The sequence below is a fragment of the Azospirillum sp. 11R-A genome (genome assembly GCF_049472615.1).
Taxonomy (GTDB): Bacteria; Pseudomonadota; Alphaproteobacteria; order Azospirillales; family Azospirillaceae; genus Azospirillum; species Azospirillum palustre.
Genome location: NZ_JBCEBL010000020.1, coordinates 82851 through 100612, shown reverse-complemented (window position 1 = coordinate 100612; position 17762 = coordinate 82851). Strand labels below are relative to the sequence as shown.

The following is a 17762-nucleotide window of genomic DNA, read 5'->3' as shown; positions in this document are numbered from 1 at the left end:
CGTAGCTTACTCTACGAATTCACGGCGTTTCGGGCACCGCGGACGGCGTCGAGGCCGCGGACGGCACCGCCGGCTTCGCCGGCTGCCGGCGGGTCCGCCGCCGCTCCAGCACAAGCGCCAGAGCCAGCAGCGCGGCGACCCCGACCAGATTGACTGCCAGCACCATCAGGGCACCGTCCTCCGCCACCAGCAGGGCGGAGCCGGCGATGGACAGCACCACGCCGGCGCAGAAGACCGGCAGCGAATGCCGGCCGCAGGCGACCAGCAAGCGGGCGGGGGCGGAGCGCAGCCATCCCGCATCCCGCGGCACCAGCAGGGCCGCCGCGCAGGCCAGCGCCAGGAAATGCAGGAGCCGCATCGGCCCCAGGGTGTCCTTGTCAGCCCAGGGGATCGTCTCCTCCGGCAGCCAGCCCCGGAGTGCCGCCGGCGTCACGGCGTGGCCGATGTCGGAAGCGGCGAACTTCCACACCGCCATGCCGGCGAGCAGCGCCAGCACAGCCGTCAGCAGCCAGCGCGACTGCGGCAGCCGGACCCGCCCGCTGCGCACCACCAGCGCCAGGGCGGTGCCGAGGAAAAACACGCATTGCCAGGCCAGCGGGCTGAAGTTCCAGTCCTCGTCCCACAGGTTGGGCGGCACCAGCCCGGGGGCCGCCTGCGCAACCAGATAGAGCAGGACCGACAGCGCGACCGCCGCATAGCCGAAGCGGGCATAGCTCCACAGGAACAGCGGCGCCACCGCCACCAGCAGGATGTAGAGCGCCAGGATGTCGAAGGCGAAGGGCAGATACATCAGCACCAGCGTCCACGCCATCGCCGTGACCGGGGTGTCGAACAGCGGCGCGAAGCTTTCCAGCCGGTTCGATGCCTCCATCGGCAGATCGCCGATATACACGGCGAAGGCCACCACCAGCGCGCTGACCAGCATGGTCAGGATGTTGGCGACCCAAAGCTGACGGCAGCGGTCGAGCGCCTTGCGCTGGCAGGCCGCGAACCCGCGCTCCGCCAGCACCGGGCCATAGGCCAGCGCGATGGCATAGCCGGAGATGAAGACGAAGATCTCGGCCGAATCCGACGGTCCGAAGCGGGCGGGCATTACCTTCGCCAGCGGATTCCCGCCGACATGGTTGATGAAGATGATCAGAAGGGCCACGCCCTTGAAAAGATCGAGCCGGGCGTCGCGTGTCTGACGTTGCTGCATGCAGCCCTCGCCTCTCCTGCTGTCGCGGGCCTCTGCGCCCCGTGTGGAAGCGGCCCCGGTGGGGGTCAGCAGACGAATCGCTACGGTGCCCGACTACCTTGGGTCCGGCACCGCCACGACGGATGTAGCCCAACCATGGTCAATTTCGCCGGCGGGATGTCCAACGCGATGGGGGAATCCTTCCAACGCGGCGCCGGAGGGGAAAAGCGTTAAGCCCTTCTCGGGAGGGGTGTGGAAACCAACCCGTTATCGGGGGAGGCAGGGATAGCGGGCGGATGAGGAGGGCGAAGCACATCGCCGCACCTCTCTCATTTTCATCGTGCCGGACAAGCCATTTCCCTGCACATGCCGGACGAGCAGAGCGAGGCCGTGGCGGAGTATTACTCCGGCCGAGGCTCCGTTTGCGCCATGGTGAACGGCGTATGCGGAAAATCGTGATGCGACGTCAGGGAACAAGAAGGCCCGCTGTTGATTGTTCTTCACATGACCCAGCTGTCGCTTGCCGTGCGGCAGGACAGTACAGGCCGCACCGGGCGGCGGGTCGCCAACATCGAAGCGTAATCGAGAAGGATGGCAACCATGCGTGGGATTTCGAAGATCGTCATGACCGCCACTGCGGCCGGCGCCCTGTTCGCGCTCAGCGCCTGCGGCAGCACCGAAACCTCGCGGACGGCCACCGGCGCCGGCACGGGCGCTGTGGCCGGTGCCGTCGTCGGCGGTCCGGTCGGTGCGGTGGTCGGCGGTGTCGGCGGCGCGGTGGCCGGCAACACCATGGACGAGAGCCTGAGCAAGAAGACCGACCGCGTGACCGACCGCGCCACGGCCGAAGTGAAGGACGAGACCTCGGGCAGCTCCACGCGCCGGTCGTCGGCCAACCATTCCGGCAGCATGGCCTCCAGCACCCGGCTGAGCCACGATCAGGTCCGTGAACTCCAGCAGGCGCTGAACGACCGCAACGACGGCCGCGACATCGCCGTCGACGGCGTCTGGGGCGCCGGCACCCGCAGCGCCCTGATGAAGTTCCAGCGTGACAACGGCCTGCGCGTCACCGGCCGCGCCGACCAGCAGACGATGTCCGCCCTGAACATGGGCAGCACCGGTCAGGCCACCTCGGGCAGCACGACCGGCACCACCACGGGCAACACCACCGGGACGACCGGCACGACGAACAACACGATGCCGGGCGACACCACCACCCCGGGTGCCACCGGCACGACCGGCACCAAGCAGTAACATCACCTCACAGCCGTAACCGCATCGCCGGTTCCGGGGCATCGCGACGGCAGGCAGCCGCCGCGGCGTCTCGGAACCGGCGATGTCGTTTTACCGGCGCTGTCGCTTTCCGGTCAGTCCCTTCCCCAGAGACCCCGTTCGCCCAGATCCTCGCCGCGCTGGCGTTCCAGCGCCTGGGAATAGCGGCGCAGCGCGAAGGACTCCGTCACATAGCCGATGATCCGCCGGTCGGTGGGGGAGGACAGCACCGGCAGGGCCTCCACCTCCTCGCTGCCGAAGCGGCTCAGCACGGTGCGGGCATCGTCGCCGGGCATCAGGACGGCGTCGGCCTTGCTGGCGAGCGAGCCGACCCGGGTTTCGGTGGCGGCGGTGTCCTGGTCGGGATCGTGGACGACCGACATGTCGACCATCCCGGCATAACGGCCCATCTCATCCACCGCGAAGACCGCCTTGGTGGAACCCAGCGGGTAAAGGCGGCGCAGCGCCTCCACCGTCAGGGTGGCCGGCACCGTCTTGGCATCCCGGCGCATCAGCCGGAAGGCCGTCAGCTCCGACAGCCAGCCGACATCGTAGGCCCCGCGGATCGGCACGCCGCGCAGGTGAAAGCGCCAGGTGGCGAAGGAGTAGCCGAAGGCCTGCCGCACCACGGTGGTCGACAGCACCACCCCGATCAGCACGCCCGACGCCGCCCACAGATCCTGCGTCGTCTCCAACACCAGCAGCACCATGGTGACCGGTGCGCCGACGACGCCGGCGGCGACCGAGCCCATGCCGACCAGCAGCAGCAGGCCGCCGTCGATCCCCAACCCGGGCAGGAAGGTCGCTATGGCCTGTCCCAGCAGGCCGCCGAACAGCCCGCCGATGAACAGCGAGGCGCTGAACAGGCCGCCGCGGAAGCCCGAACCCAGCGACACCGCCGAGGCCAGGATCTTCGCCGCCAGCGTCAGGGCCAGCGCCAGCGCGCCGCCCGCCAGTTCCGGCGGCACCGCGCCGGGGCCGCTGCCCATCACCGCCGGAACCGCCAGCGCCAGCGCGCCCACCATCAGCCCGCCGATGGCCGGGCGCATCCAGCGCGGAACCGGCAGGCGGTTGAAGCCGCGTTCGGCCATCGTCACCGCCTGCATGGCGAGGATGCTGAGCCAGCCGGCCAGGAAGCCGACGACGCCGCAGGCGGCATAATCCCAGCCGGCGATCTCCACCGGCCGGCCGAGCGCCAGCGGCACCTCGCCGCCGGTCAGCAGGGCCGACGCCGCCACCCCCAGCGCCGCCGCCGCCCCGACCGGAGCCAGCACCGCCAGCGTGTAGCCGCCCAGCACCAGCTCGAAGGCGTAGAAAGCCCCCGCCAGCGGCGCATGGTAGGCCGCGGCGATGGCTGCCGCCGCCCCGCAGCCGACCATCGTGCGCAGATCGGCCCGGCGCAGCCGCAGCCGCTGGCCCAGCGACGAGGCCAGTCCGGCGCCGGCCTGTGTATAGGCCGCCTCCATGCCGACCGACGCACCCGACGCGTTGGACAGGGCGGTGGTCACCGTCAGGCGCAGGCTGTCGATCAGGGACATCTTGCCGCCATAGAGCGCGTTCGCCTCCACCGCGTCGACGATGGCGTTGGGACGCCAGCGCCGCACCAGCAGCGACAGGATGCCCAGCAGCAGCCCGCCCACCGCCGGCACGCCGAGGGTGCGCAGCAGGTCCGGCGCGCCCTGCCCCAACCGCTCGCCATCGGGCACGTCGAAGGCCAGCGTCTGCATCAGCAGCACCGCCTCATGCAGGAGGCCGACCGCCAGCCCGACCGCGCCGCCGATAAGTGCTGCCAGCACGACCACGGCGAGCGCGCTGTTGCGCACGCTCCAGCGCTCGGACACGGTGGTGGTGGCTGAGGCATCGAGCGACGCATAGGGATCGCTTCCGGCGCGGGCGTTGTCGCCCACGCCGTCGATGGATGCGGAGTTGTCAGGCATGGTCACGCTGATCGATGGCCCTTCCGTATAGGGTCAATGGGCCGGAAGGGCTTGAGTTCCGTCAGGGCTTCGACGGCTGCGGTTTCGATTGCGGCTTCACCGTCGGCGGAACGGGGGCCGCGGGGGTGGCCGCAGGAGCAGCGGGAGCCGGTGCGGGAGCCGCTGCCGGAGCAGGAGCCGGAGACTGGACGGCCGGTGCCGGTGCCGGTGCCGGTGCCGATTGAGCGGGCGCCGGCTGAGCAGGCGGCGCGTCGGCTGTCGGAACGGGCGCCGGGGCGACACCGGCACGGCGCAGCACCTGGGCCAGGTTGTCGCGCACCTTGTCGGCCAGCTGTACGTCGGGCTCGCCGGCCTCGTGGAAGATGACGGTGAACAGGCGGCGCTGCGACAGCAGGAAGTTCAGCGTAACGTGCAGCTTGCCCTGCGGCATCGCGCACTCGACCGATCCGGTGCGCAGCCAGACCGCCCCCGCCTGCTCGGACTGGTTCAGGACGACGGTCGGCGTGCCCTCGCAACGCTGCTTCATCGCCTCGGCGAAGCTGTCGGACAGCTCGTCGATCCTGGCGCCTTCGCCCACCGCACGCTCGCGGATGCCACCGACGATGGGACCGAAGCGCCAGGCGACGTCGGCCGGGCGGCGGTCCTGCGGGATCTTGTCCATCGGCACCAGTTCGGCGTCATGGACCCCGGCGGCGGTCAGCAGGCTGTCCAGCCCTTCCGGCAGGCGGTTCTTCCGCTCCTTGTCCGCCGGGCGGCCGGCGGCGACCTTGATCGGCGGAACGTTGCCGCCCTTGTCGACGCAGGTCTTCAGGTCGCCCAGCACCTTCTTGGTGCCGGCCAGCTTGAAGACGATGCGGTCGCTGGCCGACGACACCACCAGCTCGTTGCCGCCCATCAGGGCGTTGATCAGCTCGTCGTCCTTGCCATTGGAAACCACCAGCATGTCCGGCTGGGAGGCGACGGCGGTCCGCTCCCGCTTCAGCTTCTTGTCGACCTCGATGGTCACCGGCCACTCGCCGCCCTTGGGCAGGTCGGCGCCGGGGATGCCGATGCCGATGTTGGTCTCGCCCTTCGGGCTGCGCGCGAACATCAGCACATGGCCGGAGGTGAATTCCCCCTCCGCCACGCAATAGGCGAAGCTGCCGTCCTTCTTCTTGGCGGCCCCGCCGTCCCAGCTTTCGATCAGCTCGCCCGGTCCGTCGGGTTTGGCGGGAACCGAAGCGGACGGGTTGGCGGCCGGCTTGCCCGGAGCACTGTTCGGTGCATTGCCCGGTTTGGCGTCCTGCACCGGACCGCCGGGAACGACAATCTCGGCCTCCGGCTCGGGCAGTCCGTAATAGGCGGCGGGAGGAATCGTCGGCTGCACCGGCACCAGTTCGGCCATCGCCGGAGCCGACGCCACCCCCAGCAGGAGAAGCGCGGACAGCGATGCGGCGAAGCGGGCGGTCATGACGAGGTAATCCGTGGATGGTTGTGGCGGCGAAGCTATCCGCGCCTGCCCCCGTCCGCAAGCCCAACCGCCCATGCTGTTGCACGGAGCAGACACCTGTTGCACAGGACACGCATAGGAAGGCGCCTAGCCGCCGAAGAAGGTCTCGCGCAGCCTCTCGTCCGACAGCGCCGCCACCGGCCCGTCGCCGACGACCCGCCCCAGCCGCAACAGCACGGCGCGCGGCGCGACCGCCAGGGCGCGGGCGGCGCTCTGCTCGGCCAGCAGCACGGCCGTGCCCGTGCCGGCGATGCGGCGGACGGCGGCGAACAGCTCGTTGGCCAGCTTGGGCGACAGGCCGAGCGACGGCTCGTCCAGCAGAAGCAGGCGCGGCCGGCCCATCAGCGCGCGCCCCAGGCTCAGCATCTGCTGCTGGCCGCCGGACAGGCGCCAGGCGCTCTCGCGGCTCTTCAGGGCAAGGTCGGGGAACAGGGCGAAGACGCGCTCGACATCCTGTGCGCGGTCGCGGGCGGCGGGCAGGCCGGCAACCTCCAGATTGTCGCGCACGCTCATGCCCGCGAAGACCCGCCGCCCTTCCGGCACATAGCCGATGCCGCGCCGAACCCGTGCCTCAGTGGCAAGGCCGCCGATGTCCGCCCCGTCGAAGCGAAGCGCGCCCCGCGCCGGCACGAGGCCGAGCAGAGCCTTCAGCAGCGTCGACTTGCCCGCCCCGTTGGCGCCGAGCAGCGCCACCGTTTCCCCTGCCGCAAGGCTCAGCGACACGTCGTCGAGCGCGCTCGCCCCGCCATAGCCTGCGGTCAGGCCGCGGATGGACAGCAGCGCGCTCATGCCGGCACCGCCCGGCCCAGATAGGCGGCGGCCACCGCCGGGTCCCGGCGCACGCCGCCGGCCGGCCCGTCATAGATGACCCGGCCGCGGTCGAGGCACAGCACCCGGCCGGCGAGCGGCAGCAGGAAGCCCATGTCATGCTCCACCAGCAGGATGGCCACGCCCTCCTGCGCCAGTTCGCGCAGCAGGGTCGCCAGCTCCGCCTTTTCGCCATCGGTCAGACCGGCGGCGGGTTCGTCCAGCAGCAGAACCGCCGGCCGGCGGACCAGCGACCGGGCCAGCTCCACCCGCCGCCGCAGCGCCGCCGGCAGCCCGTCGCAGCCCTGGCCGGCAAGGTCGCCGACGCCCAGCCGGTCGAGCGCCCAGCGGGCATGCGCCTCCGCCGTCCGGGCGTCGGGATCGACGGCAAGGCGCGCGGCGGCAACCGCCTCCAGCACGCCGGCCCCAATCGGCAGAACCGCCGCCTGGAAGCTGCGGGCCAGTCCGGCGCGGGCCAGCCGGTCGGCGCGCAGCCCGGTGACGTCGCGCCCGCCGAGCCGCACCCGCCCGCCGTCCGGCCGCTCCAGCCCCGACAACAGGTTGATCACCGTGGATTTGCCGGAGCCGTTCGGGCCGATCAGTCCGGTGATGGTTCCCGGCCGCAGCTCCAGCGACACGCCGTCCACCGCCCGCACACCGCCGAAGGACTTGCGCAGATCGTCGACTGCCAGTCCGTCCACCGGGTTTTGCGGACGCGGCGGCTCCTTGGCCTCGACCGAAGCCCGCGGCTTGCGGCCGAACAGGCAGGCCGCGATGCGGTCGAGCAGGCCGGTCAGCCCGTCAGGCGCCAGTACCACGGTCGCCAACAGCGCCACGCCATAGACGACCAGATAGCCGCGCTCCAGAAAGCGGAACCATTCCGGCAGATGCAGCAGCAGCACGGCGCCGAGCACCGCCCCGGCCATCCGCCCCCGACCGCCGACGATGGCGATGGTGAGGATGGAGACCATGACCGGGAACTCCAGCACCTCCGGGGAGACGACGCGCTGGGTGTGGACGGCCAGCGCCCCGGCGGCCCCGCCGAACAGGGCGCTGATGCCGAAGCCGATCAGCCGCAGCCGCCCGACGTCGAGCCCCAGCGTTGCCACCGCCAGCGGGTCGTCGCGTAGCATCGCCAGCGACCGGCCGAGCCTTCCCCGCGCCAGCCGCCAGCCGATCAGGCCGCCGAGAGCGACCAGCCCCCAGACCAGCCCGGCCATCGGCAGTCCGCGCGGCACCGCCCAGCCGAACAGCACCACCGCCGGCACTCCGGCCAGCCCGTTGGAGCCGCCGGTCAGCTCCGGCAGGTTGACCGCCAGCAGATGGAGGACCTGGGCGATGCCGAGAGTCGCCAGGGCGAAGTAATGCGACTCCAACCGCAGCACCGCCAGCCCGACCGGCAGGGCCAGCAGCAGCGGTACCAGCATCGACAGCGGGAAGGTCGCTTCGAAACCGAGCCCGTAGCGGCTGCCGAGGATGCCCGTCACATAGCCGCCGACGCCGAAGAAGGCGCCCTGCGCCAGCGACAGCGCACCGCCGAGCCCGAAGACGATCTGGAATCCGAAGGTCGCCAGCGCATAGACCCCGGCGACGGTCAGGACGCGCAGGCCATAGGGGGACGCGAAGGCCAGCGCATAAACCAGAAGGGCAAGCGCGCCAGCGATGAGAATGACTGCCGGCCGACGTTCACCCACGGCGCCGCACCGCTTCGCCGAACAGCCCTTGCGGGCGCAGCACCAGAATCGCCAGCAGCGTCAGGTACAAGGCCCCCAGCGCCGCCGGATATGAGAGCACCGACGACACCCCCACCTCGAACAACGCGATCAGCAGCGCCCCCACCACCGCACCCGGCACGGAGCCCCAGCCCCCCACCGTCACCGCGATGTAGGCCTTCAGGATCAGGTCGCCGCCCGAGGTCGGCGTGACGAAATAGCGGTTGGCCAGCAGCAGCCCGGCCGCCCCGGCGCAGGCGGCCCCGATGGCGAAGGTCACCAGGATCATCGCGGTCACCGGCACGCCGCAGGCCCGCGCCATCTCCGGATCCTGCGCCGTGGCGCGCAGCCGGCGGCCGAGCTGGGTGCGGGCGAACACCCATTGCTGCGCGCCGATCAGCAGCCCCGCCACCGCGACGATGGCGAGCGATTGCTCGGGCACCGCCAGCCCGGCGATGTGCAGCGTGTCGTCGCCGAACAAAGGCGGCGCGGCGCGCGGCTCCGGCCCGAACAGAATGGCGGCACCGTTCTGCAGGATGATGCCAACCGCGATGGTGCTGATGAAGACCGAGACCGGCGGCCGGCGGCGCAGCGGCAGATAAGCCGCCAGTGCCAGCAGCAGCCCCAGCGCCGCCATCAGCACCAGAACGACCGGCAGCAGGACGATGCCCGGCAGCGGGATCAGCGGCGCCGCCGCCACCGCCAGCAACCCGCCGGCCATCACGAGATCGCCCTGGGCGAAATTCACCGCCGAGGTGGCGTTCAGCACCAGCACGAAGCCCAGCGCCACCAGGGCATAGGCCGCCCCCAGCGCCACCCCGTTGACCAGCAGTTGAAGCGCCGCCATCCGCTCACTTCGCCGCAAGCGTCGGGTCGTCGTACCGCTTCACCAGCACCGGCACGCGGCTGGCCCCGTCATAGCAGACGATGACGGCGGAATGGGCCATGTTGCCCTTGCCGTCGGACTTGTAGGTCATGGCGAGGCCCTTGAAGCTCTCGGCGGACAGCGCCTTGCGGATCGCGTCCGGCGACCGGGCGCCGGCCTTCACCGCCTCCAGCACCATGGTCATGCCGTCATACTGGCCGAGCGCGAAGGCGTCCGGCTCCTTGCCGAAGGCGGCGCGGTAGGCGTCGGTGAAGGCCTTGACCTCCGGCGTGCCGCCGGAAATCGGCGAGGCCGCTGTCTCGGCGCAGACGCCCTTCAGCTCCGCCGGTTCCAGCAGGGCGGCGGTGCTCGGCTGATGCATGGCGGAGCCGGCGACGATGGGCAGGGTCACGCCGCTGGACGCCGCCTGCCGCAGCAGCAGCGCGGTCGGTCCGGAATGCAGGTGCAGGACCAGCACGTCCGGCTTGGCGGCGAGCGCCTTGGTCAGCACCGGCAGCAGATCCTTGGCCGCCGGGTCCACCCCCTCCTCGAAGACGGGCGTGACGCCCAGCGCCTTGAAGGCGGCGTCGAGATGGGCCTTGCCGCTCTGGCCGTAGGCGGTGGTCTGGTAGATGACGGCCGGCTGCCGCTTGCCCAGCTCCTCCACCACATAGCGGGCATGGGCGGCCTTGGTCACCGCGTCGCCGGGGAAGAAGCGGAAGACCCAGGGATTGCCCTGCTCGGTGATCGAGGCGGTGCCCGACACGGTGACCAGCGGCAGCTTCAGCTCGCCAGCCAGCGGCAGCATCGCCAGCATCTGGGTGCCGAGCATGCTGGCGGCGACCGCGCCCACCGTGCCGCGGCCGGCCGCGCGCTCCAGCGCCGTCACCGCCGCTTCGGGCGAGGTGCCGGTGTCGACGACCTCCGAGGCGATGGCGACGCCGGCCGGCGTCTGCTTCAGCGCCAGGACGGCGCCATTGCGCTGGCTGGTGCCCTCCAGCGACAGGAAGCCGGTCAGCGGCACCAGCACCGGGAAGGACAGCGTGTCGTCGGCACGGGCGGCGGACGACAGACAGACGGACGACAGGCAGGAGGATGCGGCCAGCAGGCCGATCAGGAGGGGAAGCGTGCGCCGCATGACCGAAAACTCCTCGACACGCGCCGGCGGTTGGGGCGACGCGGAGGGGACGGGGCGCTTTGCAGCAGCTTTCAGCGGGTCCGTCGGGTTCCGGTCGGCTCCCTTCGCCGGCATGACCCGGATCAGGTTCGATGGGTGTTGTCTCAGCCCGTGCGACCACCGAACCGGCATCCGCACGGGCACCCCAGCCGTGAACAGGCGGCGAGAGTGTCGCCGCCGGCCCTGTCCTGTCAAGAACCCAACCGGCGGCGCGCCACCATGGTTTCACGATGCAGGATGTAGAGCCCGCTGCCGATGATCACCATAGCGCCGGCCAGGACCGGCTCCGTCGGCAGGTCGCCGAACACCAGCCAGCCGAACAGGCTGGCCCAGACCATGCCGGTATATTCGAAGGGTGCCACCACCGCCGGCGGCGCGCGGCGGAAGGCCTGGGTCAGCAGGACCTGCGCCCCGGCGCCGATGGCCCCGACCAGCGCCATCAGCCCCAGCGCGAAAGCGGTGGGCGCCGTCCAGACCGGCACGGCCAGCGCCCCGCTGACCACCGTCGTCGTCAGCAGCAGGTAGAGCACGATGGACGCGCTGGTTTCCGTCCGCGACAGGCCGCGCACGGCCAGTGCGGCCAGCGCATAGAACAGGGCGGCGCACAGCCCGACCAGCACCGGCACCAGCGGCGCCCCGGCCGACGGCTGCGCCATCACCACCACGCCGCCGAACCCGACCACCACGGCGGCCCAGCGGCGCCAGCCCACCGGCTCGCCCAGCAGCGGCGCCGACAGCGCGGTGATGAACAGCGGACCGGCGAAGCTCAGCACATAGACGTCGGCCAAAGGCAGTTCGCGGAAGGCATAGAAGAAGCATCCCATCGAGATCAGCCCGGCGAAGGCGCGCCAGACATGCCCCAGGGGCCGCCGCGTCCGCATCGCCGCGATCCCGCCGCCGCACGTCAGGGTGTAGCCGCCCACCAGCAGAAAGGCGACCAGCGAGCGCACGAACATCAGCTGCGGCACCGGGTAATCGGCGGTCAGGAATTTGATGAGCGTGTCCATCGCCGCGAACAGCAGGATCGCGCCCAGGAAGCAGCCGACGGCATAGGGAACCGAATCGGCCTCGGCGGGCAGCAGGTCGGCGGTTTCGGCGTCGGTCATGGACTCGGTTCGGAACGGCAATGGCGGGGTCTGCCCACATTATGGGCAAATGCGCCCGCGTCCCAATGCCGCAACCGCAGGTCTGGTAGGCGCAGCCAAGGTCAAGAGCCGGCTCGTGCGCCCCCCTCTCGCCTCAACGCGTCAGTACCATCACCAGCCGCTCGACCGGCGCATCGTTGACCAGATGCGAGTCGACGATCTCGTCGATGTCCTCCGGCGTTTCCGGCCGGTACCAGATGCCTTCCGGATACACCACCATCAGCGGCCCGGCGGAGCAGAAGCCGAGGCAGCCGGTCATCGCCATGCCGATGTCGGTCACGCCCTTGCCCTGGATTTTCTGATCGAGCCGCTGCCACAGCGAATGCGCCCCCTTGGCGGCGCAGCTGCCGCGCGGATGACCGGGCGGACGTTGCTGGGCGCAGCAGAAGACGTGGTGGCGAAAGGTCTGCGGGATGTCGAGCGGCATCGGTCATGCTCCATAGCCATAAAATTTCTATGGGTAAGAAGCATGCCAGAATGCTGCGTTGCGGCAAGACTTTTTGTAATCCTTCCAACTCCAGGCGATGCTTGGATTCCCCGCACCATGAAATGCTTGGTCGGCAGAGCGTTGGCGGTTAAGAATCCCCGGCAAGGGGCAATCCAGGAGACGCCGGTGCTGCTGAGCGGATCGGGGAAGGGCCAGCCGGGCGCAGTGCCGGGCTGGGTCGGGTATGCGCTGCTGCCGGTTTTCAACCTCGTCGCGGCCTTCGTGCTGTCGGGGCTGGTGATCCTGGTGATCGGCGAGAATCCGGTGGACGTGCTGTCGCTGCTGCTGTCGGAGGCCCTGGGATACCCGGAGGCCATCGGCTACACCCTCTATTACACCACCGACTACATCTTCACCGGGCTGGCGGTCGCCATCGCCTTCCATTGCGGGCTGTTCAACATCGGCGGCGAGGGGCAGGCCTATCTGGGCGGGCTCGGCGCCGGGCTGGTGGCGCTGGCGCTGACCGGCTGGCCCTGGCCGGTGGTGGCGGTGCTGGCGGTGCTGGCCTCGGCCCTGTTCGGGGCCGCCTGGGCCTTTATCCCGGCCTGGCTCCAGGCCAAGCGCGGCAGCCACATCGTCATCACGACGATCATGTTCAACTTCATCGCCGCGTCGATCATGACCTGGCTGCTGGTGGACGTGCTGATCCGCCCCGGCAGCCAGTCGCCGGAAACGCGCGAGTTCGATCCCGGCGTCTGGCTGCCGTCGATGGACCGGGCGCTGGGCTGGTTCGGCATCGCCATCCCGGCCTCGCCGCTGAACCTGTCCTTCCTGTGGGCGCTGGCCTGCTGCGTTCTGTTCCACATCTTCCTGCGCCGCACCCGCTGGGGCTACGAGCTGCGCACGGTCGGCCGGAACGAGCGGGCGGCGGTCTATGCCGGCATCTCGCCGGCGCGCAACATCGTCATCGCCATGCTGATCTCCGGCGCGCTCGCCGGCTTCGTGGGCGTGAACGAGATTCTGGGCGTGCAGCACCGGGTGATCCTGAACTTCACCGGCGGCGTCGGCTTCGTCGGCATCGCCGTGGCGCTGATGGGGCGCAACCATCCGGTCGGGATCATTCTGGCGGCACTGCTGTTCGGTGTTCTGGCGCAGGGCGGCGGCCAGCTGTCCTTCGAATACCCGACGATCAACCGCGAGCTGGTGATGGTCATCCAGGGTCTGGTCATCCTGTTCGCCGGTGCGATGGAGAATTTGTTCAAGCCGCAGGTGGAGGCGCTGTTCCGCCGCCGCGGCGGTGCTGCCGCCGCGGATGCCGCAACCGGGGGGAGGGGCTGAGCGATGGAAGACGCGCTGCTTCTGGCCTTGCAGCTGCTGGGCGCCACCATCCGCGTGGCGACCCCGCTGGTGCTGGCCGCCTTCGCCGGCATGTATTGCGAGCGGGCCGGCGTGGTCGACATCGGGCTGGAAGGCAAGATGCTGGCCGGCGCCTTCTTCTCCGCCGCCGTCGCCTCGGCCACGCTGAACCCGTGGCTGGGGCTGCTGGCCGGCATCGCCGCCGGGGTGGCGCTGGCGATAGTCCACGGCTTCGCCTGCATCACCCACAACGGCAATCAGGTGGTGTCGGGCATGGCGATCAACATCCTGGTCGCCGGGCTGGCGCCGACGCTGGCCTATGCCTGGTTCCAGCAGGGCGGACAGACCCCGCTGCTGCCCAACCAGGCGCGCATCCCCGCGGTGGAGTTGCCGGGGGTCGAGGCCCTGTCCGGCGTTCCTGTCCTTGGGCCGGTCTATCGCGAGCTGCTCAACGGCAACAATGTCCTGATCTGGGTGACGCTGGTCCTGGTGATCGCCACCCATTGGGTGCTCTACCGCTCCCGCTTCGGGCTGCGGCTGCGGGCGGTGGGCGAGAATCCGGCGGCGGTCGACACCGCCGGCCTGTCGGTGGCGAAGCTGCGCTATCAGGCGCTGCTGGTCACCGGCGTGCTGACCGGCATGGCCGGCTCGTATCTCTCCACCGGCCATGGCGCCGGCTTCGTCCGCGACATGACCGCCGGCAAGGGCTATCTGGCACTGGCGGCGCTGATCTTCGGCAAATGGCGGCCGGGCCCGACCCTGTTCGCCTGCCTGCTGTTCGCCTTCACCGACGCGGTGCAGGTCCGCCTCCAGGGCGTTGTCCTGCCGGGCATCGGCGTCATCCCGGTGCAGTTCATCCAGATGCTGCCTTATGTGCTGACCGTCCTGCTGCTGGCCGGCTTCGTCGGCAAGGCCATCGCCCCCAAGGCGAGCGGCATCCCCTATGTGAAGGAACGCTGAGCCGATGGCCGACACCGCAGAGCTGCCCCAGCTGATCGAAGCGGCCCGCGCCGCGCGCGAGAATGCCCACGCCCCCTATTCCAAATTCAAGGTGGGTGCGGCGATCCTCGGCGAATCGGGCCGCATCTTTGCCGGCTGCAATGTGGAGAACGCGGCCTACCCGCAGGGGCAATGCGCGGAATCGAGCGCCATCGGCGCCATGGTCACCGCCGGCGACCGCCGCATCCGCGCCATCGTCGTGATGGGCGGCGAGGCAGGCGCGGAGGAGATCTGCACCCCCTGCGGCGGCTGCCGCCAGCGCATCCGCGAATTTGCATCGCCGGACACGCCGATCCACATCTGCGACCCGGCCGGCCTGCGGCGGAGCTTTCCGCTGGAAACCCTGTTGCCCGAATCGTTCGGCCCCACCAATTTAGCCTTCTGAGCGGAGTTTCCCGACATGACCGCAGCCCGCGCCGCCGCGGACATCCTTCACCGTGCCTCCGGCCATCGGCCGCGGGTCGGCATCGTGCTGGGCTCCGGCCTGGGCGGCATCGCCGACCGCATCGCCAACGCGGTCGCCATTCCCTACACCGACATCGCCGGTTTCCCGATCCCCAGCGTGTCCGGCCATGCCGGGCGGCTCGTCGTGGGGCAACTCGGGGGTGTCGAGGTCGCCTGCATGCAGGGCCGCGTCCATGCCTATGAGGGCAACGGCTTCGATGCGCTGAAGACCGCGGTGCGGGCGCTGAAGCTGGCCGGCTGCGACACGCTGGTGCTGACCGCCGCCGTCGGCTCGCTCCGGCTGGAGGTCGGACCCGGCCGGCTGATGGCGATCAGCGACCATCTGAACCTGCTGGGCAGCAACCCGCTGACCGGCCCGAACGACGAGGCCTTCGGCGAGCGCTTCCCCAGCATGACCGACGCCTGGAATTCGGAGCTGCGCAGCCTCTTGAAGGAGGTGGCGGCCGGCCTGTCCATCGATCTGGCGGAGGGCGTCTATGCCGCCTATCCCGGCCCGTCCTTCGAGACGCCGGCCGAGGTGCGGATGATGAAACTGCTGGGCGCCGACGCCGTCGGCATGTCCACCGTTCCCGAATGCATCGTCGCGCGCCATTGCGGCCTGCGGGTCGTCGGCTGCGCCGTCGTCACCAATCTTGGCGTCGGGCTCGGCGACGGGCCGGTCGACCATCACCAGACCCTGACCGCCGCCTCGGCGGCAGCCGCCGACCTGGAGCGCCTGCTGGTCGGCTTCCTCGAACGCCTGCATGAGAAGGACGGGTCCCGGTCATGAAACTGTCTGCCGACCTGCAAAGCGCGCTGGACGCCAGCGCCAACGCCCCGTCCGACGCCGATCTGGCGCGCCGTGCCGTGGGCATGCTCGACCTCACCAGCCTGAACGGCGACGACAGCGACCGGGTGGTGCAGGAGCTCTGCGCCCGCGCCGTCACGCCCGTGGGGCCGGTCGCCGCGGTCTGCGTCTGGCCGCGCTTCGTCCCCACCGCCCGCAAGTCGCTGGACGGCACGCCGGTGAAGATCGCCACCGTGGTCAACTTCCCGACCGGCGAGGCCGACGCCGCCTCGGTGGCGGCGGAAACCCGGCGGGCCATCGCCGACGGGGCCGACGAGATCGACGTGGTGCTGCCCTACAAGGCCTTCATCGACGGCGCCCGCACCCAGCCGATGAATGTCGTGAAGGCCTGCCGCGAGGCCTGCGGCGACAAGGTGCTGCTGAAGGTGATCTTGGAATCGGGCGCCTTCCCCGATGCCGACCTGCTGGCCTGGGCGTCGCGCGACGCCATCGCCGCCGGTGCCGATTTCCTGAAGACCTCCACCGGCAAGACGCAGCCGGCCGCCACCCTGCCGGCCGCGGCGGTGATGCTCGACAGCATCTATGAATCGGGCAAGAAGGTCGGCTTCAAGGCGTCCGGCGGCATCCGCGACGCGGCGGAGGCGGCTCGCTATCTGGCGCTGGCCGACCACATCCTGGGGGATGGCTGGGCCACGCCGCAGACCTTCCGCTTCGGGGCCTCCAGCCTGCTCGACGCGCTGCTGGCCGCCGCCGGCCATGGCGAGCGGGACGGCGAACGGGAAGGCGAACGCGAGCCGGCCCCGGCGGGAGGATACTGAGGCATGCTTCCGCAGGAAATCGTCCGCGCCAAGCGCGACGGCCAGCCGCTCGACGCCGCCACCATCCAGGACTTCGTCCGCGGCATCACCGACGGCCGCGTGTCGGAAGCCCAGGCATCGGCCTTCGCCATGGCCGTCTTCTTCCGCGGCATGAGCCTGGACGAACGGGTGGCGCTGACCCGCGCCATGCGCGATTCGGGCACGGTGATGGAGTGGAAATCGCTGGACCTGCCCGGCCCGGTGATCGACAAGCATTCCACAGGCGGCGTCGGCGACAAGGTCAGCCTGATCCTGGCACCGATGCTGGCCGCCTGCGGCGGCTTCGTGCCGATGGTGTCGGGGCGCGGTCTCGGCCACACCGGCGGCACGCTCGACAAGTTCGAGAGCATCCCCGGCTACCGCGCCAAGCCCGACAACGAGCTGCTGCGCCGGGTGGTGAAGGAGGTCGGCTGCGCCGTGATCGGCGCCACCGACGACATCGCCCCGGCCGACAAGCGGCTCTACGCCATCCGCGACGTGACGGCGACGGTGGAATCGCTCGACCTCATCACCGCCTCGATCCTGTCGAAGAAGCTGGCGGCCGGGCTGGACGCCCTGGTGATGGACGTGAAGTTCGGCAGCGGTGCCTTCATGCAGCGCTTCGAAGATGCCGAAGCGCTGGCCGAGAGCATCGTCACGGTGTCGAAAGGCGCCGGCCTGCCGGCGGTGGCCTTGCTGACCGACATGAACGAGGTGCTGGGCCGCAGCGCCGGCAACGCGCTGGAGATGCGCGAATGCCTCGCCATCCTGCGCGGCGAGCCGGCCGAACCGCGGCTCTACGAAGTGACCGCGGCGCTGGCCGCCGAATTGCTGGCGCTGGCCGGGCTGGCACCGGACGCTGCGGCGGGCCGCGTCCTGGCCGACCGCTCCATCGCCAGCGGTGAAGCGGCGGAACGCTTTGCCCGCATGGTGAAAGCGCTGGGCGGGCCGGCCGACCTGCTGGAGCAGCCCGACCGCCATCTGGAAAGCGCGCCCATCGTCCGCCCGCTGTTCGCCGAACGGGCCGGCTTCGTCGGCGCCATCGACACCCGCGGTGTCGGCATGGCGGTGGTGGCGCTGGGCGGCGGCCGGACCAGAACGACCGATGCCATCGACTTCGCCGTCGGCTTCGACGGGGTGGCCGGGCTGGGCGACGCGGTGGGACCGGGCGACCGTCCGCTGGCGATCCTGCACGCCCGCAGCGAGGCCCAGGCCGGCGAGGCGGAACGCCGCCTGCGCGCGTCGGTCACACTGACGGACACCGCGCCGGTCCGCGGGCCGCTGATCGCGAAGCGTCTGGGGTGAGAGATA

At 70.6% G+C, this 17762-nt stretch carries 16 protein-coding genes and 1 riboswitch; of the genes, 7 read left to right on the top strand and 9 right to left on the bottom strand.

The window, feature by feature from the left end:
• Nucleotides 1–19: 19 nt before the first annotated feature.
• Complete coding sequence (locus tag VH569_RS23940) at nt 20–1198, bottom strand: OpgC family protein (RefSeq protein ID WP_423318502.1); 1179 nt, start codon at nt 1196–1198, stop codon at nt 20–22.
• Nucleotides 1199–1777: 579 nt separating this feature from the next.
• Here VH569_RS23940 and VH569_RS23935 point away from each other — a divergent pair.
• Nucleotides 1778–2431, top strand: coding sequence for a peptidoglycan-binding domain-containing protein (locus VH569_RS23935; protein ID WP_423318501.1), 654 nt, complete (start codon nt 1778–1780; stop codon nt 2429–2431).
• Between the two features lie 113 nt (nt 2432–2544).
• Here VH569_RS23935 and VH569_RS23930 read toward each other — a convergent pair whose 3' ends face one another.
• The 8 genes from VH569_RS23930 to VH569_RS23895 form a co-directional block, all read right to left on the bottom strand.
• Nucleotides 2545–4386 carry a chloride channel protein gene (locus VH569_RS23930; protein ID WP_423318499.1) on the bottom strand — a complete coding sequence of 614 codons (1842 nt, stop codon included), beginning with the start codon at nt 4384–4386 and terminating at the stop codon, nt 2545–2547.
• Nucleotides 4387–4447: 61 nt separating this feature from the next.
• A complete protein-coding gene (locus tag VH569_RS23925) occupies nt 4448–5836 on the bottom strand; it encodes a hypothetical protein (RefSeq protein WP_423318497.1) in 1389 nt (462 codons plus the stop codon).
• 126 nt (nt 5837–5962) lie between these two features.
• Nucleotides 5963–6664, bottom strand: a complete 702-nt coding sequence (locus VH569_RS23920; protein ID WP_423318495.1) for an ABC transporter ATP-binding protein — start codon at nt 6662–6664, stop codon at nt 5963–5965.
• Nucleotides 6661–8376: an ABC transporter permease subunit gene (locus VH569_RS23915; protein WP_423318493.1), complete on the bottom strand. Its 1716-nt coding sequence runs from the start codon at nt 8374–8376 to the stop codon at nt 6661–6663. The genes VH569_RS23920 and VH569_RS23915 overlap by 4 nt, the downstream gene beginning before the upstream one ends.
• Nucleotides 8369–9241, bottom strand: a complete 873-nt coding sequence (locus VH569_RS23910; RefSeq protein ID WP_109449802.1) for a branched-chain amino acid ABC transporter permease — start codon at nt 9239–9241, stop codon at nt 8369–8371. The genes VH569_RS23915 and VH569_RS23910 overlap by 8 nt, the downstream gene beginning before the upstream one ends.
• A 4-nt stretch (nt 9242–9245) precedes the next feature.
• The gene (locus tag VH569_RS23905; RefSeq protein WP_423318491.1) at nt 9246–10397 is read right to left on the bottom strand and encodes an ABC transporter substrate-binding protein; all 1152 of its coding nucleotides are present in this window, start codon (nt 10395–10397) and stop codon (nt 9246–9248) included.
• Between the two features lie 82 nt (nt 10398–10479).
• A riboswitch (TPP riboswitch) is annotated at nt 10480–10594 on the bottom strand.
• Between the two features lie 33 nt (nt 10595–10627).
• Nucleotides 10628–11542, bottom strand: coding sequence for a DMT family transporter (locus VH569_RS23900; RefSeq protein ID WP_423318490.1), 915 nt, complete (start codon nt 11540–11542; stop codon nt 10628–10630).
• A 133-nt stretch (nt 11543–11675) separates the two neighbouring features.
• Nucleotides 11676–12008: a (2Fe-2S) ferredoxin domain-containing protein gene (locus tag VH569_RS23895; RefSeq protein ID WP_423318489.1), complete on the bottom strand. Its 333-nt coding sequence runs from the start codon at nt 12006–12008 to the stop codon at nt 11676–11678.
• 186 nt (nt 12009–12194) lie between these two features.
• On the opposite strand from VH569_RS23895, the gene VH569_RS23890 reads away from it, so the two are divergent.
• Genes VH569_RS23890 through deoA form a run of 6 tightly spaced genes read left to right on the top strand, consistent with a single transcriptional unit; the run spans nt 12195 to nt 17756 of the window.
• Nucleotides 12195–13346 (top strand): ABC transporter permease, encoded by a 1152-nt coding sequence (locus tag VH569_RS23890; protein ID WP_423318487.1) that lies wholly within the window; start codon nt 12195–12197, stop codon nt 13344–13346.
• 3 nt (nt 13347–13349) lie between these two features.
• Entirely contained in the window at nt 13350–14324 is a 975-nt protein-coding gene (locus tag VH569_RS23885) for an ABC transporter permease (protein WP_423318485.1), read from the top strand.
• Between the two features lie 4 nt (nt 14325–14328).
• Complete coding sequence (cdd, locus tag VH569_RS23880) at nt 14329–14748, top strand: cytidine deaminase (protein WP_174471799.1); 420 nt, start codon at nt 14329–14331, stop codon at nt 14746–14748.
• Between the two features lie 15 nt (nt 14749–14763).
• Nucleotides 14764–15597, top strand: a complete 834-nt coding sequence (locus VH569_RS23875; RefSeq protein ID WP_423318483.1) for a purine-nucleoside phosphorylase — start codon at nt 14764–14766, stop codon at nt 15595–15597.
• A complete protein-coding gene (gene deoC / locus VH569_RS23870) occupies nt 15594–16433 on the top strand; it encodes a deoxyribose-phosphate aldolase (protein ID WP_423318481.1) in 840 nt (279 codons plus the stop codon). Before VH569_RS23875 ends, deoC begins: the two co-directional genes overlap by 4 nt.
• Before the next feature lie 3 nt (nt 16434–16436).
• Complete coding sequence (deoA, locus tag VH569_RS23865) at nt 16437–17756, top strand: thymidine phosphorylase (RefSeq protein ID WP_423318479.1); 1320 nt, start codon at nt 16437–16439, stop codon at nt 17754–17756.
• Nucleotides 17757–17762: the final 6 nt, after the last annotated feature.